Consider the following 19,385-nt stretch of genomic DNA (forward strand, 5'->3'; position numbering starts at 1 on the left):
GGCAGCGTGGCGCAGCACTCCTCGCCGCCGGATACCCCGGCCACACCCAGAAACTCAAACGTGACGGATTTGACGGTGTAGATATGCGGGTTGAAGTCATACAGATGGGTAGGCACGCCGATCAGCCCGCCGCCCGGCCCGGCCAGGCTGGAGCACGCTGCCAGCCACGGTAGCAGCAGGCAGAGCAGCGCGCGTTTAAGCCAGCGGATGCCGTGCCGCCAGAGCTGTCGCCGCCAATGGCGCATATCGCGCAGCTGCTGGGCAGCACTGGGAAAGGCATCCAGCTGATCATCCCAGGGGGCGGCCAGTTGGGCGTGTTCCAGGTTTCCAGTGGCGTAGAACATGACTATTGCGCTCCAACTAGTTGAGCTATTACTTTTTATGGTTTTTAGAGAGGCTAAAAATGGGCTGCGGCATAGTACCGTTTGGCAGAAACCTTGAAGTACTTGTGTTAGTTATTCTTACCGCAGCGGCACTATTTTGTGAGTTGTGCTAGATGGTTTTCTCCTGTTTACTGAAATAACGGCCCAATTGTTTTGTTTAAAATTTCCAAATAATCATTTGATTTTTGTTTGAATATTTCTATTTCTGATTTCTCTTTGTCGGTTATTTTTCCAGTGGTTCCATTTTTGTCGGTTATCAATTTTATATAACTAATTGATATGTTGTTGTTATCTTTAGAGTAAAGTTGAGATGATGTTAGGATTGATGCTTCATGTATAAATTTTATTCTTAGTGTGTGGCAATTTAAATTGGGATATGTTGTTTTTATTGCATTGGTGCTAATTGTCATTTCGCCAGGAAAGCTTGTGTTGTTTGGGTTGCATATGTTTGGTAGGTAGGTAAAGGGGATGCTTTGGCTTGCGGTAATGCTTAGCATGTAGTCTGGCATTTGCTCTGGATTATCTGTTGCAGTGTATAGTTCAATGCCAATCTGGTTTTTACTGACGATAAAAGACTCAGTCTCCAGTCCGCCAGGCAGTGGCTTCCATTCTCCCGGTGGGAGTGGAATATTGAAATTGCCTATTTTTATTTCCTTGCTGGTTGGTTTGTTACTGTTTATCCAGTCTTTTAGTTGATCAATGCTTTCATTTGAAAAATATATTTTTTCCGATTTTAATGTGTCGGCATGACTTGTTGCCGAAGTGCAGAGAATGCTGCTTAGCATTACAATGGCGATTGCGCTGTGACGGAGTGTGGTTGACATGGTGTGTTTCCTTTGTGGTTTAGCGGAAGTTTATTTGGTAATGGCTGGAATTAACTACGCTTAAGATGATTGTTTGTTTTTCCTGTGTTTTTGCAGTTTTTCATCAATAAAGGCATTGCGCTCTGGTTCGGAAAGCAGATTTTCCTCATCGGCAAGTAATTGCATTTGATAAAGAAGTTGCATCATGGCTTCTTTGTTTGGCAGGCCAAACTTATCCGGAGTGGATTCATGGGTTTGTTGCCATTTTTCGGCCTGATGCCAGGCGCTCAACGCTTGTACGCTACCATCGCTCAGGTGTAGTACTTGATGTGGCCAGTCCGGCAAAGAGGAGAAATCAGTCGGGCGGTTTATCCGACTGGAAACGCCATCCCGGTCTTGCCAGTGGATAGAGTAAATGGGCTCAAACAGAAATTTGAATTCGGCAGGGGATAAGTTGCTAAGCGCTATATGTATGCAACGTGGATCGTAAAAGCGAAATATCATGGGTAATAGGCCATCCTCCAGCTCTACTTGAGTTGCTTGTGTTAACCGTTGTGCGAGTTGATCTAGGTTGATATGTGCTTGTGCGATGAAGAAAATGATGCGCGGCTCATTTTCTATAACCTGCATTAATTCCAGTAATAGTTTTACTTGTGTTTGTTGCTCCGTGTTGATGGTAATTAATACTGGTCCAGATTCAGCGGCAGACTGGTGTGTTGTGTTTTCCAGTAATAGCCGATAGGCTGGTGCCGCAGTGTGGTATCGAATTGTTTGCAGTATGAAATTTTCATCGTGAGCCAAGTCAATCATGGCGAATAGTTGGGTATTCTGTGTTTGTTGTGCATGGGTAAGCAGATCATCCAGCCATTTTGCTGGGGTTTGTCGTTGTGTTTTTGTTATGTTTAACATCAGGCATGGCCTCCTGTTAGTGGGTTGGTTTCCCTAAAAGCGCGCTCCAGGCAGGATTTGCAATTGACCTTGGTAAAAGACGGGAGGGGAATTGATTTTGCAATGGGATCAAGGACGCTGAAATCACCAAAGTGGGTAATCGGCCCTGCACCACTTCCCAGTTTTAGTCCTTCACTGCCAATGCTGATCCAGCTGCCGCCAGCAGCCAGCATAATTTCTTTGGCATTGATGACGACCTTGCCATTGGAACTGCTGATATTGAGTTCTCCCATGGATGCCAGTTGTAATGCATCGGACTGCGCCTGAATTTGCACCGGGCCTTTATTGGCAAATAATTTGATTCCAGTTTTCAGGGAAAACAGGCTGATGATTTCACTGACATTGATCGTCAGTTTTTTCATGACCGTAATCGCGGTATTCCCATTACTGCTGACGGCCAGGGTTTTCCCCGTATTCAGGTGCATGGTGCCAGAAGTGGACAGCGCTATTCCTGCGGGAGACGTGGCTACCAGCACGGCTTCCTGTAACTGTTTTATTTGCTGCTGTAACAACTGGTGTTGTGCTTGCCAGTCCAGTTCTTCCGCATTGGCCATTTTTGCTGCGCTACTCATGGCGCGGACATTCTGGTTGGCTTCATCCAGTGTCTGGTAGGTTTCGGTCAGGTCGGTTTGCTTGCCGTGAGCGTGCTGCTGCCCATGGGCAGAGAGCAGCAGCCCCTTACCCGCACGGATGGCCCCCCACTGGTCGCTGCGCAACTCAAACCCTTCCCCGCGCGGCTGGCGTTGGGCGTCCACCAGGTGGCCGATATTGAGCTGGGTCTTGCCGTACTCGGTGGCCAGCTTGATGTGCTCCTTGCCCTGTAAGTCCTCCATGCGCAGCTTGTTGTGGGCGCGGGTGAGGATGACGTTGCGGGTGTGCCAGCCGCTGTCGATGTGATCCGGCTTGCTGCTGTCGTGCATGGCCGACGCGATATAGGGGCGGTCGATATCGCCATCGGTAAAGGCGATGTTGACGCGGGTGCCAGCGTGCAGGGGCAGGTGCAGGCCAAAGCCGCCGCCGGCAAAGGGTTTGGCCAGGCGTACCGGGCGCGAATCGCTGCCGGGGGGCCATGCATCCAGATCAAACAGAAAGCGCACCCGGTAGCGGCCATCGGCATCCAGAAAGGGATAGCGGTAGCTATTGTTGGCCGGGCTTACCACCATGGCGGGCAGGGTGCCGTGGATGCGTGGCTTGTCGCGCAGGGCCGGTCGCCAGATGCGGTCGGCAGGGATCACGCTGAACTGGTTGTGATAGGCCTGATCGCGCGCGCCCTGATGGCGCACGGCGGTGAGCAGCCAGCCGTGGGGGGCCTCGGCAAAGGCCTGGCTGAGGGTGAGCACGGCACCGGGGCGGCAGCGTAGTACATTGCCGGCCCCCTCGCCGCGACACTGACGGCTGAGCGACAGCTGGTGACGCAGCAGCGCCAGACGCAGGCCCTCGTCGGCATTGCGCTGCCCTTCGCCCCAGTCATCATCCAGCCCATGGGTCGCCGGGGTATCGTCGGGGCTGTCCACCCGGCTGGCCAGCGGGGTGCTGGCACTGCGGTAGTTGAAGTCACGGCGCTGCACGCTGTGCAGCATGGGCTGGTGGTGCAAGTCGAAACGGCGCACCACTTCGCGGCCGACGCCCTCCAGGCCGGCATCGGGGCTGAGGGGGATCATGGGCAGCAAGCCGCGCTGGTAATGCTCCAGATTGTCGCCAAAGGCCAGCAGCGCGCGGCCATCGTCAGCGGGGATCGCCTGATAGAACAGCCCGGCATCGGCGGCCAGACGCTGGATGAAATCCAGATCGCTCTCGCGATACTGGGTAATGTGCTCGAACAGCGGATAGTCGGCAGTCAGGTCAAACTGCAGGGCGCTGCCGGCCAGGCCATGCTGTTGCAGCACGGCTGCGATGACGGCGGGAATGCTCTGTTGCTGAAACAGCCGGGTGTGGCGGCCATCGGCGAGGGCGGCCAGGGGCGGGCCGATGCGAAAGCGGTAGCGGGTTTCCTGCTGATTGGTGTGCAGGCGGCTGGCGGCGCGCACCAGGCCCTGCCAGCGTCGGGTGTGGTCAGGGGTGGGTGGGGGCGTCAGGCCGGGGATGAGGGGCAGCGGATTGGCCTGGGGCGGAGTGATGGTAAAGGTGACGGGCTGGTGGATGAGGCTGGCGAGGGGGAGGTCTGCTTGTGGGGAAGTGACGGAGACCTCGAGCAGGAAGGGGGTGTCGAGGGCTTCGTCGAGGGTAAAGGCGAACACGGACAGGTCCAGCCCCAGGCGATCGGGGAAGGCGAGCTGATAGGGGTTGGGCATGGTGGGTCCTTTAAGTGGGTGATAGCCGCACCGGCAGCCTGCCGGATGGGCAGCTGCCGGCGGTTGGTGGTTAGCGGTTTTCTACCCAGCTATCGGAGTGGATGATGTTGCCGTCCTTGTAGGCCCAGGTAATCTTTTCGTAGCGCACGTCCACCTGTTCCAGGTGGTTGTAGCGCTCCTTGTCGATGTCCTTGATGTTGTGCATTTTGGGTTTGACGGCGACGACCTTGACGTTTTCCAGCTTCATGTTGAAATACTCTTTTTCTTCGCCGGCATCGTCGATGCGGTACCACTTGATCTCCATGCCCTTGAGGTTTTGTCCGCTGGTAACCGCCTTGTACAGATAGGGTGAGGAGGCGTCGAATTCTTTGACGAAGGTAAGCGGGGTGTGCACGCGGGTACCGGTGAGTTTGCCGGTGTTGCCGTCGGTGGGGATGTAGACGCTATGGTCGAATTCCAGGATTTCTACGGATCCTTCACGTCCCTGCACGGTGACCGAGCCTTTGATATCGGCACCGCCGTCATCCTTGATCCACAAATACGCGGGTATAGCCATACTGTTTCTCCTTGCCGGGGACTTGCCCCGGGCGTGCTGTCCGTCCGCCTGCACTGGGCAGGGGCGGTTTCGTTGACACCCTGATATCAGCGCGTATTGCCTGGCGGTTCGATCAGGGTGATTTCCACGCGCCGGTTTTTGCTGCGACCGGTCGCATCGTCATTGCTGTCCAGGGGCTGGGTGTCTCCCAGCCCCTGCACGGCAAAATGGGTAATGGGGAAGGTGGTGGCGGTCACCAGCCAGCTGCGTACGGCTTCGGCACGCGCCTGCGAAAGCTGCAGATTGCTGGCGGCATTGCCGGTGTTGTCGGTATGGCCGTCTATCAATACCCGTTTGCCTGGATTGGCCTGTAGCCAGATCAGGACCGATTGCAAGGCCAGTTTGGCTTGTGGCTTGAGTACGGCCTTGCCACTGTCGAACAGGGCCGTGCTATCGAGGCGGACGACCTCGCGTTTGGGAGCAGGGGGCTGGTAGCGCCGCAGGGCCTCGTTGCTGATGCTGGCCAGGGCATGGCCCTGGTACAGCCCGATATCCAGCCGCAGCGGTATGCCGTTGGTGGCAATACTATTCAGGTGCTCTTGCCAGGCTTGCAGTGTTTGCGCTGCATGACCGCGTAGCGGTTCCTGTGTCGGCTTGAGCATCTGGAAGGCGCGCAGCCTGGCTTCGCTTTGTTGAATCAGCAGGTGATTGTTCCAGGCGGAGCTGGTGGCGAAGGCGGTAAAAAACAGCGCCACCGTGGTAAATAGCCAGGCCAGCCGTTGCAGTGAAGGCGGGCAGCTTAGCCGGGCGGGGAAGCTGGCGACCAGTGCTTCGGGCAGGGGCAAGGCCTGCGGCGGATTGGCCGGCCGCAGCGAGTGCAGCCGCAGGTGACTGGCCTGGTTGGCGGCCTGCTGCCAAGGGTTATCCCCTGTCAGATCACCGGCGCACATCCAGCCGATGGCATGCAGGGCCGGACTGCCACGCGCCGACTGTTGTGGAAGCAGGATGGGCAGGAACTGTTCTGCTGTATGCTGCTGCAGCCATTGCAGTGCGATGCTGTTTTGCAATGCCTGCTGGCGGTTTTCTATATTGCTGTGCCAGCTTTCGGCCTCCATGGCCTGCCCTTGTCGGGTGATGGCCTGTTGTGCTGCCGGATAGTCTGTAGCCGGAGGGATGGCGGGATTTGATGGCTGCAAGCTGCCTGCTTGGGCAGGGTATGCCGCGATGACCAGCAAGGCTGCAGGCAAGGGATGGCCAAGTTGCTGCTGGGCATGTTGCCAGGCACGTTGCCAGGCTGATAGTGCAGGGTCTGTTGCAGCTGAAAGGGGCTGATCGGCATTGACGACCAGCAGCAGGCCGCAGACGCGGTAGTGCTCGGCGTGCCAGCTGGCCAGCTGTTCAGCATCGGCCAGCCATAACCAGCGCTGGTGCAGACCCTCGCGGCTGGCATGGCCTTGCATGAGGTCGGAGGCGGCTGGTCCTCCCAGCAAAATGACATCAATGGTGCGGTCTGTACTGGTGTTGGCCCGCCGTAATCCGTGTTGCCACAACACCAGCATGAGTAGCAGCCAGGGCAGGCTGAGCAGTGCAGCGCTGAGTGTAGTCAGTGCTAATGAACGCCAGATCAGCAGGAGCCCGAGTGTCAGCACCATGGGTGGAAACAGCCAGTGCCAGAGTATGCGCGGCATGTTGATTCCTTAGCTGCCCAGCTGGCTGACTGCGTGGTGCAGCCAGCTTTGCAGCAGGAAGTAGACAATGAGGGCCAAGGAGCAGGACAGCAGGGCCCACAGCCAGGGGGAGAAGCTGCGCCAGTGCAGGCTGCGACGTCTGCGCTGAGCGGCTTGCATGGGGGTGTCGATTGCCCCGATGGTCTGATCCAGCTTGTGCATCAGTTGGGTGCGTTGGGCTGGGTCCTGATGCTGGTATTTGCCCTGGAATCCGAGTGCCAGCACCAGTTGCCAGCAGGCTAGCAGCCACAGGGAGGGTGCTGGCGTGGCGAGTGCCTGGCTGATTTGTTCATATACTTGTTCGCCTCCTTGCAGGGTGCCAAAACGGTGTACCTGCAAGGGGGTGGCTTGCCATTGCAGGCGCTGGGTTTCGGGCAGCGTTCTCAGTGCTGTTTCGTCCAGCAGGCAGCTGGCGGCGTAGATCATCTGCGTCCTATCGCTGGCTGGTGCTCCACTTTGGGTCAGATGCTGGTCCAGCTGATCCAGTACTGCCATGCAGTGGTCTTGCCAATGGTCCGGCGCAATCACGTCGGCTTGTCCGCTTAGCCGGGTGACGATGAGAGCCACATCGCGCATGTGGCCGCGTACGCTATGGAGGATGTCGGCTGGTTTCATGGTCTGGGCACCGCATACAGCGCCAGTTGCAGTTCTGGCAGCGAAGAAGGGAAGTAAAAGGCACAGGACTGGGCGGCCAGCATGGCGGCAAAGGCCGGGTGCTGGGCATCCAGGGCGAAATACAGGCTGTCCACCCTGCTGGGCAGGGCGGTGGGCAGGCGTTGCATGGGGCGCAGTGGAATGCCGTTCAGTGCTGAGGACATGATGCGGGCGACATCCTCCGGCGCTCCGGCCTTGGAGACTTTGGGCAGTTGCTCTTGCAGCAGGTGCAGTGGCATGGCGGCGTGCACCGAGAGGTAAAAATCGGCACCTTCGCGCAAACGGGGGTCTTCCAGATGGGCGATCCACAAATTGGCGCCGTCACGTTGCAAGGGAAGCAGCACCACCGGGGTGGGGATGACGGTATCCAGCAGATCACGAATCAGGCTGTCGAGCTGACCGAATACCGTACCCAGCTGCTGGTGGGTATAGACGGGGATATCGTTTAACTGGCGTTCCAGGGCAAAGGTACAGAGCATGCCGGCCAGCCGGGACAGGCACAGATAGGCGCTATAAGGGTGAATGCCTGGTAGTTGCGACAGCATGCGCAGTTCCGGCCAGCACTGCCCCAGCGTATTCATCAGCCATAGCAGGCTGATGTCGGATAGCAGGTAGTCGGCAGCCTGCTGGGTGCGTTCGCGGCGTTGCTGCTGCAGGCTGTCCTGCCTGGCCTGCAATAGTTCGCTGAGCTGTTGCAGGCGGTTTTGCAGTGCAGGCAGGGCATGGCAGCACAGCAGGGGGGGGATGAAGTCCGGGTCGCTGACAAAGCGGTTTTGTGCATTGCGCTGTAGTCGGGCAAGGGGCAACTTGCTCATGCCATCCAGTGATTCGCCATCAAACTTCAACAGCAGGTTGAGCTGCTCGACGGCCAGCTCGTCTTCCTGTTCACCCATGTGGTCGGCCACGCGGGCAAAGCTCTGCCGATACCGCCGTGGTATGTCAGCGGGCCCGACGCTGCCCAGATGCAGATTGTTTCCCATGGGGTTGAGTGCAGGCAGCGCCAGCCATACGGTTACGCTGTCCAGTGTGGCTGGGAGTTCATCCAGATGACGTGGCGATGGCATGTGGCCGCTGAGTCGCTGGTCGAAGGCGCTGCCATCGGGAAAAATGCCCGCCAGGCTATCTAGCCTGACCTGTCCCTGATCCAGCGCGCGTTCATCCAGCAGGATGGCTGACAGCCCCCAGGGAAAGGGGCTGGCCAGTTCGGCCAGCTGTTGGCGCTGGGCGGCTTGCATGGTTTCTTGTTGTTGAAACAGCTGTGGCAAGAGCAGGATGCCTTCGTGCCAGAGTGGTTTGTGAATGCGCAAGCTGAATATCCTTCAAAAATGATGGCCATGAATGCAGGGCCGCTACGGTGATCGGCAATGACTAAACGGTTCGGTAATCAAGGTGGTGTGGGGTAAGCCGGTGACCTCACATATAGGGGTGGATCAGCCGATGGCTGCTCTACGGCCGTCAGCAGCCGCAGTCGGACCGCCTGGTCCGGGCTGAAGTAGCTGCCAAAACGTACTAGCCCTGCCTGCTTCAGATGACAGACCAGTTCATAACCCAGCACATCGCTGTGCCGGGCCTCCAGCAGCCTGATATCGATGCTGTCCAGCCGGGGTTCGTATTTCAGTAGCGTGCTGGCGATGCTCTGACGCAATTGATGGGCGCTGGCAGGCAGGTGGCGGTAGATCAGTGACAGATCAGGCAGGCCGTAGTCAGGTAAATGCTTGAGCGCACCCTGTCGGCTGTTGAGAATCACCCGGATGTTGTCCATCACACTGAGCAGTAGCTGGGTGGCATCGTCCCAGTCGTATACCGTGCTGCCATCCTGAAAGTTGCCCAACAGTTTTTCGTAGAGGGAGGGACCGGTTTGCCGGTTACGCATGATCATTTCCCCTTTGCTTTGCTGGCCGCGGCTGCGCTCGCGGGCTGAGGGGGCGGGCTGGCTGGTGTTTGCGGTTCAGCCGCTGCGGCCTGGGGAAGCGGATGAGGCAGCTGGCTGATGAGGATCTGGCTATCCTTCACTTCCAATTTGGCCGGGATGTCATTGTCCAGAACGCTGGTGGGCAAGCTGATGCGCCAGATGGTTTGTGGTCCGTTCTGGCGGAACAGTGCGACGATTGCTATCTGACCGGCGTTTTCGTCCAGATGGGTGTTGAGGCTGTAGCTGCTGTCCGGGGCCAGGACAAAGTCGTGGCGTGCCAGCAGTTCATCACCCAGTATCTTTTTGTCGTCGCTGAGTATCTGTTCATAGCTGGCGGCGCGGAATGCCTTGCCATCCCTCAACTGGTAGACCCGCACCACTACCGACAATGAGCGCCCCTGTTCATCCGGGTTCAATGCGGTTCTGGCGGTCACATCCAGTTTCACGGTCTTGATGCGCGGATAAAACACCGCAGTGGTCAAGGCTTTGCTACCGTCCTTGACGTATTGCCAGGCACCGCAGCCGGCAAGGCCGAGGACAAGCAGCAACAGCATGATGCGCAGGGCGTGGCGCATGGGGGCGTTCTCCTGTTTGAGCGGAATCGGGCTAGGCATGTAGCCTGCCTAGCGGAATCAGTGGGTCTGTTGGCTGGACGGCAAACGAAGCCGGCTTCAGGTGGGCATCGCGACCGAGTCTGGCGCTATGGCGAGATAGCCGTGAAGGAGGCCATAAGTGGCGGGACAGGCTGGCAAACAAGGCCAGGTCCCAGCGCAGGCCCAGATAGCCACGCAGGATGGTGCACAGCTCGGCATGGGTTGGCTGACCTTGCTGCAGCAGGCTGAGCTCACTGCTGTCCTGCAGATGCAAGGTCAGTTTTACGGTGCGCTGTACATCAAGCAGACGTCGACCCAGCACCAGGCTGCCTGCTGCCATCCGGCTGCTTTGGCCTAGCCGACTGGCGGGTAGCAGTACCATGCGCGGGTGAAAACAGCTGATCTCGGGCCTGATCTCCGGCAGCACATGCAGCACTGCTGCGCGCAGGCCATCGGCGGTACGGCTGCGTTGGCTCATTGGCCCGAGTAGTGCCAGCCAGCGTGCCGGGCTGAGTTCAAGCTCAGCGCCGGGTATGGCACGGCCTGTCAGGCCGAGCAAGGCTTTGGATATCCGGTCCTGCCCGCCGGGCAGGAAGCCGACGGGATAGTGATATTTGCGCCAGATGGCGTAATAGCGGGTGACGATGCGGTGATGGAACAGATCAAGAAAGTCTGCCAGGACCTCGTGTCCCTCCCTGCGGGTGACCAGGTCATTGCCGATGTGCAAGGGCAGGATGCCATCCACGCCGGTGAGCCCGAGAAAGCGGGTTTGCACCGCGGGAACCGGTAGCGCTGTATCGGCAATGTCAGCCGGCTGATACGCCAGCTCCGCCGTGGGAAAACCGAATCCCGGGCGCGAACGAAAGCGGATGGGGTCGGCTGCAATGCTGTCCTGGCTGGCAAACCGCTTGGCATCGGGGTGGGCCAGTTCCACCAGTTCGCAGAAGCGATAAAAATTGAAGCGGCATGCCTGTTCCAGCATGCTCTGCATCAGAGGGGAGGGCGGCTGCATGGACGGTCCTCCCCGTAGAAAATCTGTCCTGTTGGCTGGAGCAGAACGCGCAAGCGGGTAAACAGGTTGAGGTCGGCATAGCCGGCGAGAAAGTGGTCCAGCAGGGTGGCAAACAGGTAGAGATCACCCTCACCGGTAAAGCCGGCCTGGTCCAGTGTGATACTGATTTCGACGCCGCTCATGACGCAGCCGCGCTCCACTTTGCGGACCAGCTGATGCGAGACATCGACAATAGCCTGCAGGCGACGGCGGTTGAGTTCGTCCTGGGTCCAGTCATACAGGGCCAGGGTGCCGCGCAAGGTTTCCGTATTCAGCAAGGACAGATAATTGCTGGCCATATGCGACAGTACCCGCCACTGGAAACGGTCTTCCCGTGGAGGGTGGCAGGGCAGGCTGGGTGGAACCAGGTTGCAGATTGCCACCACCGAGGCATTGTCTTGCAGCAGGGTAAGCAACTGCGCCTGGCGCAATGCCTTGCGCGGCAGCATGCCATTGGTGCCGGTGACTTGCAGCGACAGGGTTTCGCTGAACAGGCTGTTTTGCTGTTGCCAGGCATGCCCGCCCAGCATCAGCCAGGTGTCGTAACGTCCGCTGGCGCTTTGGCGTTGGCCGCTGTGGTAATAGCGTTCGGGTGCCTCGTGGCGCAGCATGCCACCCCGGTGGCGAAAACTGCTGAATGGCAGATAGGCATGGCGTTGACCGGTATGGTGGTCAAATGCCTGCACGCTATCCACGGAGAAAACTTCGACATGGGCGGCATCATGTAGCCGGGGGATAACGCGATATTCCGTGGAGAGGTGATCGACATGAATCGGCTCGGTTTCCACTTCGAACAGATTGATGGCCGGAACGCAATTCAGTTGAAAGGCGCACTGGTCGAAGGGAAGTCCGGGCGGAAAACTGCTGGTGAGACAGATTTCGATGTCGAACCGGCCATCTGCCGGTAATTGGCTGGTGTGGATGCCTTGCAGTTCGACAAAGAGGAATTTTTCCCGGAAGGCAAAGTATTCCATCAGCAAGGGATAACCGCCATGTGCGGTGGCCGGTCTGGGCCACAGTGCGTCATCCGGGTCGAAGCCGGTTTGCCGCAGGCTCAGGTCAGCCGCAATTACTGTTTCTTGCCCGCTGGGCTTGAGTGTCAGGTGGACGCCGGGCCGGGTCAGCGCGTGCAGCAGGGCAAAGGCAACCGGCGCATCGGCATTGAGAAACAAGGGCAGTCGGGACAGGTCCAGACTTTCGCGATTGGCCTGCTCTTCCAGCTGGAGTCCCAAACGGATCAACTGGCGGCCATCGCCCTGCTCTTCCAGCTGTGCCAGCTGCAGTTGCAGGGGGCGCAGTTGCAGTGGCCGAGTGGTGCGATAGTGGCAGCGGATGCCTGCCGCACCGACCGGATCGCTTTGCAGAGCGGTGCCTGTGGCCAGATGTTCTGCCTGCTGCAGCACCCCTTTGGCGGGCTGAAACGACATGACGGTCAGTGACGGTATCATGCGCAAATAATGTGGCCACAGCAGGCTGACCAGGTTTTCGGTCAGTTCCGGCAGATCGTCATCCAGTTTTTGCTGCAATTTGCCCATCAGAAAGGCAAAGCCTTCCAGCAGGCGCTCGACCATGGGGTCCAGATCGCCTACCCGGTCAAGGTTCAGCTGCGCTGCGCGATCGGGATGGGCGCGGGCGAATTCCTTGCCCGCGTCGCGCAGATAGCGCATTTCAGCTTCGAAGTAATGCAGAGTTTGGTCATCCATTGGCAGTGGCTCTGCTTCAGTAGCTCGGTAACAGCGCGCTACGCAAGGGGTTGAGCAGGCTGAGTTCCTGCTGTAAACGCTGTAATTGCAGATTCAGCTGTTGTTTGTCGCTTTCTTTCCTGCTGCGGCTGCGCAGTAATTGCTGGTAGGTGAGCTTGACTTCAAAGGCCAGCTCCGGGTCCCACTGGCAGATGACAGGGCTGCACACCTGGCTTTCCAGTCCGCTTGCAATCCCCAGCGCAATGTCTGCCCTGCCATTGGTTTCGGCCAGGCGGGCGGTGAGGAGCAGGCGTTCGGTCTGACCACGCATGCCGCGTGCTTGCGGCAGGCTTTGCAGCCAGGCCAGTGCGGCTTCCAGTCCTTGCTGTTCTGCCAGCAACTGGGCTTCATGGCTGATGTCTTGCAAGGATGGGTCACCGCCTGCGCTGGCATAGGTCGGCGTAATGGCCTCTCCGGCGCTGATGTCATGCACTACTGCATGGCTGGCCAGCCATTCCAATGTGGTGTCGTCGGCAAAAGAGCTGCCATCGGCAAAGCGCAGCTGCTCGATATCCGGCAGGCGGTGCCGCATCAGGGCAATATCGCTCAATGCAATATCACGCCACTGCTGATAGTCCTGTCCCAGCTGGCCGAGTGCTTGCCAGGCCATATACTGCAAGTCCAGCCAGAAGTGATTGGCTGATTCCAGAAAGGCCGCATCGGTTTTTTCCAGCAAGCCGTGCCATTGTTTTTGCAGCAGCAGGCGCTTGAGTTGTTGCCGTAATTCCGGGCGTGGTCCGGCCAGCCTTGTCAGCAGCTGACCGTTGTGCGGTGGGGGCTGGCGTACGCTATCCCAGCGCACCACCCGGGCCAGACGAAAGGCCGCAAAGGCACCATGTGGTTGTTGTTGCAGATAGCTGCACATGGCTCGCAAGCTATCCATCAGCATCTGGCTGGAATGAATCGATTGATCCTGATGCGGGTCGTGATGGAGGTTGCCATCTGGCATGACCGCGTCTCGGGTGACACTGTCCTGCACGTCCTCCTGCTGGAGTCGGGTCTGCAAGGCAGACCAGGCTGTTTCCAGTCGGGCGTCATGCCCTGCCCATGCCTCCAGCACTGCCTGCAGTTGCTGACGCAGTGCTGGCTTGAGCGACAAAGGGGGACTACCTTGGGCATCCAGCCAGTCCAGTACCTTGCTGCTACTGAGCCAGGCAAGAGTGGCGTGACGGGTTTCGCTGCGGCGGGGATAGAGCTTGTTGTCATACTGCCGGATGAGTGCTGCCAGGAATTGCAGCCCCTGCAGCAAGCCCTGCCAGCCTTGCTGGCGGACCCAGGCATACACCAGATACACCGCCGGGCGTAAATCCTTGCCTTGCTGCAGCAAGGCAAGGCAGTCCTGCTCCAGGGCGACGCTATCGAGGCCGGAGAGCAAGGCCAGGTTTTCCTTGACCTGCAAAAACAGCTCATTGCTGCCGACATCCTCTCCGCAAGGATGCTCAGGCCCGCAGGCTTGTAGCAGTTCAGCAAAGGGCTGTTCTGCCAGGCTGGTGTTTTCCTGTCCGATCAATCGATTGAGCCAGTCCGGTTTCATGGGCCGTGGAGTTCCTGTAGTGGTCTATGCGTGAATGCCTGAGGTGCTGTGCCAGCGGTTTGCCCATCCGGGGGCTGATGGGCAAACCGCTCAGCCTCAGCTCTTGGCCTTGGGCATTTGCGATACCAGCGACAGACTGATATCCATGCCTTCGACCTGGAAGTGCGGCACGATGAACAGCTTGATCTTGAAGAAGCCCGGGTTGTCCTCGATGTCCTCCACGACGACTCTGGCCTCCCGTAGCGGGTGGGAGGCTTGCAGTTCATCGCCCGGATCCGTCATTTCGGTGACCAGGTTCTTGACCCAGCTGTTGAGCTCCAGCTCCAGTACGCGTCTGTCCTTGGTGGTGCCGATGTTTTCGCGCTGGATGAGCTTCAGGTAGTGGGCGATGCGCGACAGCAGGAAGATGTAGGGCAGGCGGGCATTGATACGGCTATTGGCAGTGGCTTCCCGTGTCTCATACAGCACCGGCTTTTGTGCCGAGTTGGCGGAGAAGAAGCAGGCGTAGTCACGGTTCTTGTAAAAGGACAGTGGCGAAAAACCGAGATTGGCGAATTCGAACTCGCGCGTTTCCGGAATCAGCACTTCGGTGGGGATTTTGATCTGGTTGCCGGTACCCAGGTCGTACAGGTGGATGGGCAGATCTTCCACCAGGCCACCGGCTTGCGGGCCGCGAATCTGCACGCACCAGCCATTGTGGATAAAGCTGCGCACCATATTGGCAGCAAAGGCAAAAGCTGCATTGGCCCACAGATAGCGCTGGTGGTCGGGGCCTTTTACCTTTTCGCTGTAATTGAAGCTGCGCACCGGAACGGTGTCCTGGCCGTAAGGCAAGCGGGCCAGAAAGCGTGGCAGGGTAAGGCCGACATAGCGGGCATCGTCGGTATCGCGGAAGCTTTTCCACTTGATGTATTCGGCACGGTCAAAGTAATTGGCCACGTCCTGGATGGCTGCCACTTCCTCCATGCTGTCCTTGCCGAAGAAGGCGGCACCTACCGAAGCAATGAAAGGCATGTGTGCCGCAGCCGATACTTTGGATACATTGCGCAGCAGTGCGATGTCCTGCGGACCACGATCGAATTCGTAATCGGCAATGATGGCACCGATGGGTTCGCCGCCCGGGGTATCGTATTCCTGAATATAGGTGTGGCGATACAGGCCGCTCTGGATGACTTCCGGGCTGTCTTCAAAATCCTGGCGCAAGGCGTCTTTGGAAACGTCCAGGATTTCAATTTTGACGTTCTTGCGAAAATCGGTACGGTCTACCAGGAATTTCAGTCCGCGCCAGGCCGACTCGGTGCGCTGGAAATCCGGGTGATGCAGCACGGCATCCAGTTGGCGGCTGATCTGGGCATCGATGCGGTCGATATGATAGTCCAGCAGGCTTTTGTCCAGCCGCTCCACTTTCATGGCTGATTCCTGCACCATCTTCAGGAATACATTGACTGCGACGGCAATCCGTTCGTCGATGGAAGATTCGGATAGGGCATCCTGGTTCTGGAACACTTCAAAAGCCGGGGCATGGCTGACCGGACTGAGCTTGATGCGCGTGCACAATGCGGTATACACGCCGCTGTCCTGTACCGTGTCATGTTCCAGTACGGTGCTGCTGTTTTCCTGAGGGCTAATTTCCATGATGTTTTCCTTGGTAGTCAGACTTGCGGGGTGTCCAGCGGGGCGATGTGTTCCAACTCTGCGCGCAGGCTGCGCGACAGCTTTTCGTCCTTGAGGATTGTTTCCAGTTCACGACGGAAAGCGGCGTTGTCTAGCAGATTGGATTTGAGGTCGCGCAGCAGATTGCGCATGGCCAGCAGGGCACGCAGCTCGGGGATCTGCCGTACTACCTGCTCGGGGTGAAAATCCTTCATCGCGGTGAAACTCAGCTTGACTGGCAGCTCGGAACCATCGGCGGCCAGGGTGTTGTCCACACTGAGCTGCAAGGCAGGCTGGTAATCTGCCAAGACCGCATCAAAGTTGTTTTTGTTGATGGAGTGTTTGGTTTTGTCGGTTAGCGCGGTGCCATCGTCGCGCTGGCTGAAGTCGCCAAGTACCAGCAGCTTCAGCGGAAGTTCCATTTTTTTCTGGGCACCGCCGGTGTGCAGGTCCAGTGTGATATTGACGCGGGCGGGGGGGACTTCTTTCTGAAAACTCTCAGCCATGGGGTATTTCTCCAGTGATGTACAGCAAGGTTCAGGACATTCCGCTTAAACCGTGGTATGCCAAGCTGTTTGTAAGTCATTGATAAGGAATAATTTTTTATTTACAAAACCCTATTGCATAAAATTTTTCCAAGCAATAGCCATTTGTCTTTATCTGAAAATGCTGAATGGATTGAGGCAAAAACCGGGACGATGACTGGGGAATTGTTGGCTTGGCTCGGATTAATACGGCTTGCCATCAGGAGGAACGGGTGTGGCTGGTGAGGCGGGGGCGTGGCAGGCAGGGATGTTTGATAACCGCAGGGCTGCTTTGTAGTTAGCCTCGCCAATAGACTTGGCTAGCTTGCGGGGACGCGGGTTGGCCTGGGTGTGACAGCCCTGTCCTGTTTCAGGGCAGGGCTGTGCTCATGCCTGGCTTGGAGCGGCCAAGAGCTTGTTCAAAGTCTTGTGAGCTAGAGTGAGACAAGGCAAAAGCGACTAAGGAAGCGGATACAGTGAGTCAATGAGTATTCCACCGGCGCTGTTAACGCAGTATCACCAAAGCCCAGCGGACTATGAACAGCTTCTTAGTAGCTCAGGCCGGGGATGGCGTAGTCGCGCAGGCGGTAATACAACATGCCGGCAGCCTGCAAGGGTACGCGCAGCAGCTTGCCGCCGGGGAAGTCGGGGTTGGACAGGCGCATGAACTGCTGCAGCAGGTGGCTGTCGCCCAGAATGGCATTGGCCAGTACCCGGCCTGCGGCACAGGTAGGCACCACGCCGTGGCCGGAAAAACCTTGCGCCCAGTACACGTCGCCACGGCAGCCGAAATCCGGTGTGCGCGGGACGGTGATGTCGATATGGCCGCCCCAGGTGTGGGTGATGCGATAGGGGGCCAGCTGCGGAAACACGCGCAGCAGGTCGGCGCGCATGCTGGCGGTGAGATTGGCGGGCGTGCGGCCGGAATAGGTGCACTTGCCGCCGAACAGCAGGCTGCGGTCGGCACTTAGGCGGAAGTAATCCAGAATGAACTGGTTGTCCGACACCGCCATATTGCTGGGCAGCAGCTGACGGGCCACGTCTTCCGGCAGCGCTTCGGTGGCAATCATATAGGTGCCTACCGGCATGATCTTGCGCTCCAGCGCCGGATCCAGCTGGTCGACATAGGCATTGGTGGCCAGCACCAGCTTGCGGCAGCGGATCTTGCCCTGTGCTGTCTGGACCACGCAGCCATTCGCCGTGCTGGCATAGGACAGGGCGCGTGTCTGTTCGAAGATGGCCACCCCCTTTTCTTCAGCGGCACGGGCCAGACCCAGAATGTATTTGAGCGGGTGAAAATGGCCGCCTTCGCGGTCGATCAGGCCCGCCACATAGCGTTCCGAGCCGACATGCTGCGGCAGGTCCTTGCGCGGGACGAACTCCAGCGCCTGATAGTCGTAATGGCGGGCGGCATGCTCCTGCCACTCAGACAACAACCTGATGCGCTGCCACAGCACGGATGTCCACAGATGGCCCTCTGCCAGCTCGCAGTCGATGTGATGCTGGGCAATCTTGTGGCGGATATCGGCTGCCGCACTGCGCAGTAGTTGCCAGATTTCCTGGGCAGCTTCCAACCCCAGTGCCGCTTCGATGGGGGGCATGTCGCAGGAGAATCCCAGAATGATCTGTCCGCCATTGCGTCCGCTTGCCGCCCAGCCCACCCGGCTGGCTTCGATCACGGCTACGTTGACACCGGCATCGGCCAGATTGTGTGCGGTATACAGACCGGTAAAGCCAGCGCCCACCACCAGCACATCCACATCCATATCCTGGGTCAGCGCCGGGCGCTCGATTTGCTGGGCCGTGCTGGTGGCGGCATACCAGCTGGGTGGATAGTGGCGGGCGGATTCAAACATGGATTCTCCTTTAATTCATTGACGGCGGCGCTTCAGGCGCTGACGGTATATGCCCATACCACCTGGGCTTCCTCATTGCCGGGGTTGCAATAACGGTGTGGCCGACTGCTGTTGAAGCTGAAACTGTCGCCAGCGGCCAGCAGATGGCATTGTTCGTCCACCCACAGCTCCAGTTGACCGCATAGCACCATGCCGCCCTGATCGCCGCCGTGGCTGAGGGTTTGCGGGCCGGAACTTGCTCCTGGGGCAAAGCGGGTGAGCATCAGTTGCAAACCACCGGCAAAGCCGGGCGAGAGCAGGGCGTCGCTGACGCCTTCGGCGTAGTGCAACACCGGGCGGTGTGCCTGGCGCACCACCAGGCCACGCTCATGGGCCGGGGCCTGGCTGAAGAACACGCCATAGGGCACGGCCAAGGCGGTAGCCAGTTTGTTGAGGTCGGATACGCTGGGCTGGCTTTTGCCGCGCTCCAGCTGGGAGAGAAAGCCAATCGAGCGGCCAGTGGCTTCGCTTAATTGCTGCAGGGACAGTTTGCGTAGCTTGCGTAGCTGGCGGATTTGCTCACCCAGCCAGGCAGGGTCGGGCTGGCTGCTGTCAGATTGCGGTGGTATCGGTGCATGTGTCATGCCAGCCAGCATACGGGAGCGGGCTATCTTGTCGTGAAAAAATTAAGTCAAATTTTCATTTTTGGAAAATTATTGTTGTATTTTTTCAATACTGCCAGCAATGTATCACGCTGCCCGCTTGGGAATGGGGGCTGGGAAATGCATGGGACCGTGCCTGGCTGATTGTACTCAGCCGCCCGCGCGCTTTACCGTGAAACCGAGCTTTTGCAAGCTGCTGATGACGGTTGCGACATGGTCGCCCTGGATTTCAATAGTGCCATCCTTGACGGTGCCGCCCGTGCCACAGGCGGCTTTCAACTGCTTGCCCAGTACGGTCAAGCCTGCATTGTCGCGCAACACACCTTTCACCACGGTGACGGTCTTGCCGCCACGGCCCTTGTTTTCACGGCTGACACGCACAATGCCATCGCCGCTGGGCATGGTGGCTTGCTGGCAGATGCAGGCATCAAGCGGCTGACGGCAGTCCGGGCACATGCGGCCATGCTCGGAGGAATAAACCAGGCCGCCGGAAGAGGATTTCGATTTCATGGGTAAATGCAGGCTAACAGTGCAGCCG

General features: G+C 58.2%; 18 protein-coding genes. All 18 read right to left on the reverse strand.

Translation table 11 applies throughout. The features are described from left to right. Window positions 1–344: hypothetical protein (locus tag QVF59_RS03735; RefSeq protein WP_287877465.1), on the reverse strand; the 344-nt coding region annotated here is incomplete at its 3' end. A gap of 167 nt (window positions 345–511) precedes the next feature. Then, on the reverse strand, window positions 512–1,207 hold the full coding sequence (locus tag QVF59_RS03740; protein ID WP_287877467.1) for a hypothetical protein: 696 nt from the start codon (window positions 1,205–1,207) through the stop codon (window positions 512–514). Window positions 1,208–1,267: 60 nt separating this feature from the next. After that, on the reverse strand, window positions 1,268–2,095 hold the full coding sequence (tla1, locus tag QVF59_RS03745) for a toxin Tle1 chaperone Tla1 (protein ID WP_287877468.1): 828 nt from the start codon (window positions 2,093–2,095) through the stop codon (window positions 1,268–1,270). Further along, complete coding sequence (locus QVF59_RS03750; protein WP_287877469.1) at window positions 2,095–4,425, reverse strand: type VI secretion system Vgr family protein; 2,331 nt, start codon at window positions 4,423–4,425, stop codon at window positions 2,095–2,097. Before QVF59_RS03750 ends, tla1 begins: the two co-directional genes overlap by 1 nt. Window positions 4,426–4,495: 70 nt before the next feature. Next, entirely contained in the window at window positions 4,496–4,981 is a 486-nt protein-coding gene (locus QVF59_RS03755; protein WP_159875364.1) for an Hcp family type VI secretion system effector, read from the reverse strand. 86 nt (window positions 4,982–5,067) lie between these two features. Then, window positions 5,068–6,648, reverse strand: a complete 1,581-nt coding sequence (locus QVF59_RS03760; protein ID WP_287877470.1) for an OmpA family protein — start codon at window positions 6,646–6,648, stop codon at window positions 5,068–5,070. A gap of 9 nt (window positions 6,649–6,657) precedes the next feature. Further along, window positions 6,658–7,302 carry a DotU family type IV/VI secretion system protein gene (locus tag QVF59_RS03765; RefSeq protein ID WP_159875366.1) on the reverse strand — a complete coding sequence of 215 codons (645 nt, stop codon included), beginning with the start codon at window positions 7,300–7,302 and terminating at the stop codon, window positions 6,658–6,660. After that, complete coding sequence (gene tssK, locus QVF59_RS03770) at window positions 7,299–8,648, reverse strand: type VI secretion system baseplate subunit TssK (protein ID WP_287877471.1); 1,350 nt, start codon at window positions 8,646–8,648, stop codon at window positions 7,299–7,301. The genes QVF59_RS03765 and tssK overlap by 4 nt, the downstream gene beginning before the upstream one ends. Window positions 8,649–8,725: 77 nt before the next feature. Next, entirely contained in the window at window positions 8,726–9,214 is a 489-nt protein-coding gene (gene tssE / locus QVF59_RS03775) for a type VI secretion system baseplate subunit TssE (protein ID WP_287877472.1), read from the reverse strand. A gap of 2 nt (window positions 9,215–9,216) precedes the next feature. After that, complete coding sequence (gene tssJ, locus QVF59_RS03780; protein ID WP_159875369.1) at window positions 9,217–9,867, reverse strand: type VI secretion system lipoprotein TssJ; 651 nt, start codon at window positions 9,865–9,867, stop codon at window positions 9,217–9,219. Continuing rightward, window positions 9,860–10,858: a type VI secretion system baseplate subunit TssG gene (gene tssG / locus QVF59_RS03785; RefSeq protein ID WP_159875370.1), complete on the reverse strand. Its 999-nt coding sequence runs from the start codon at window positions 10,856–10,858 to the stop codon at window positions 9,860–9,862. Before tssG ends, tssJ begins: the two co-directional genes overlap by 8 nt. Continuing rightward, a complete protein-coding gene (gene tssF / locus QVF59_RS03790; protein WP_287877473.1) occupies window positions 10,837–12,600 on the reverse strand; it encodes a type VI secretion system baseplate subunit TssF in 1,764 nt (587 codons plus the stop codon). Before tssF ends, tssG begins: the two co-directional genes overlap by 22 nt. 16 nt (window positions 12,601–12,616) lie before the next feature. Next, on the reverse strand, window positions 12,617–14,173 hold the full coding sequence (gene tssA, locus QVF59_RS03795; RefSeq protein WP_287877474.1) for a type VI secretion system protein TssA: 1,557 nt from the start codon (window positions 14,171–14,173) through the stop codon (window positions 12,617–12,619). A 96-nt stretch (window positions 14,174–14,269) separates the two neighbouring features. Then, the gene (gene tssC / locus QVF59_RS03800) at window positions 14,270–15,808 is read right to left on the reverse strand and encodes a type VI secretion system contractile sheath large subunit (protein WP_159875372.1); all 1,539 of its coding nucleotides are present in this window, start codon (window positions 15,806–15,808) and stop codon (window positions 14,270–14,272) included. Between the two features lie 17 nt (window positions 15,809–15,825). Next, window positions 15,826–16,332, reverse strand: coding sequence for a type VI secretion system contractile sheath small subunit (gene tssB, locus QVF59_RS03805; protein WP_159875373.1), 507 nt, complete (start codon window positions 16,330–16,332; stop codon window positions 15,826–15,828). 566 nt (window positions 16,333–16,898) lie between these two features. Beyond that, window positions 16,899–18,206, reverse strand: a complete 1,308-nt coding sequence (locus tag QVF59_RS03810) for an NAD(P)/FAD-dependent oxidoreductase (protein WP_287877475.1) — start codon at window positions 18,204–18,206, stop codon at window positions 16,899–16,901. A 32-nt stretch (window positions 18,207–18,238) separates the two neighbouring features. Next, window positions 18,239–18,829 carry a helix-turn-helix domain-containing protein gene (locus QVF59_RS03815; RefSeq protein WP_287877477.1) on the reverse strand — a complete coding sequence of 197 codons (591 nt, stop codon included), beginning with the start codon at window positions 18,827–18,829 and terminating at the stop codon, window positions 18,239–18,241. Between the two features lie 168 nt (window positions 18,830–18,997). Further along, a complete protein-coding gene (locus tag QVF59_RS03820; protein ID WP_159875376.1) occupies window positions 18,998–19,357 on the reverse strand; it encodes a translation initiation factor Sui1 in 360 nt (119 codons plus the stop codon). Between the last annotated feature and the right edge of the window lie 28 nt (window positions 19,358–19,385).

This window comes from Aquitalea sp., from assembly GCF_030150775.1.
Taxonomy (GTDB): domain Bacteria; phylum Pseudomonadota; class Gammaproteobacteria; order Burkholderiales; family Chromobacteriaceae; genus Aquitalea; species Aquitalea denitrificans.

Bases quoted from the DNA above. Each gene is read 5' to 3' on its own strand.
- QVF59_RS03820 (WP_159875376.1), bottom strand. From the start codon at position 19,357: ATGAAATCGAAATCCTCTTCCGGCGGCCTGGTTTATTCCTCCGAGCAT.
- QVF59_RS03740 (WP_287877467.1), bottom strand. From the start codon at position 1,207: ATGTCAACCACACTCCGTCACAGCGCAATCGCCATTGTAATGCTAAGC.
- QVF59_RS03760 (WP_287877470.1), bottom strand. From the start codon at position 6,648: ATGCCGCGCATACTCTGGCACTGGCTGTTTCCACCCATGGTGCTGACA.
- QVF59_RS03755 (WP_159875364.1), bottom strand. From the start codon at position 4,981: ATGGCTATACCCGCGTATTTGTGGATCAAGGATGACGGCGGTGCCGAT.
- tssA (WP_287877474.1), bottom strand. From the start codon at position 14,173: ATGAAACCGGACTGGCTCAATCGATTGATCGGACAGGAAAACACCAGC.
- tssG (WP_159875370.1), bottom strand. From the start codon at position 10,858: ATGCAGCCGCCCTCCCCTCTGATGCAGAGCATGCTGGAACAGGCATGC.
- QVF59_RS03815 (WP_287877477.1), bottom strand. From the start codon at position 18,829: ATGACACATGCACCGATACCACCGCAATCTGACAGCAGCCAGCCCGAC.
- tssC (WP_159875372.1), bottom strand. From the start codon at position 15,808: ATGGAAATTAGCCCTCAGGAAAACAGCAGCACCGTACTGGAACATGAC.
- QVF59_RS03750 (WP_287877469.1), bottom strand. From the start codon at position 4,425: ATGCCCAACCCCTATCAGCTCGCCTTCCCCGATCGCCTGGGGCTGGAC.
- tssJ (WP_159875369.1), bottom strand. From the start codon at position 9,867: ATGCCTAGCCCGATTCCGCTCAAACAGGAGAACGCCCCCATGCGCCAC.
- tssB (WP_159875373.1), bottom strand. From the start codon at position 16,332: ATGGCTGAGAGTTTTCAGAAAGAAGTCCCCCCCGCCCGCGTCAATATC.
- QVF59_RS03765 (WP_159875366.1), bottom strand. From the start codon at position 7,302: ATGAAACCAGCCGACATCCTCCATAGCGTACGCGGCCACATGCGCGAT.
- tla1 (WP_287877468.1), bottom strand. From the start codon at position 2,095: ATGTTAAACATAACAAAAACACAACGACAAACCCCAGCAAAATGGCTG.
- tssF (WP_287877473.1), bottom strand. From the start codon at position 12,600: ATGGATGACCAAACTCTGCATTACTTCGAAGCTGAAATGCGCTATCTG.
- tssE (WP_287877472.1), bottom strand. From the start codon at position 9,214: ATGCGTAACCGGCAAACCGGTCCCTCCCTCTACGAAAAACTGTTGGGC.
- QVF59_RS03810 (WP_287877475.1), bottom strand. From the start codon at position 18,206: ATGTTTGAATCCGCCCGCCACTATCCACCCAGCTGGTATGCCGCCACC.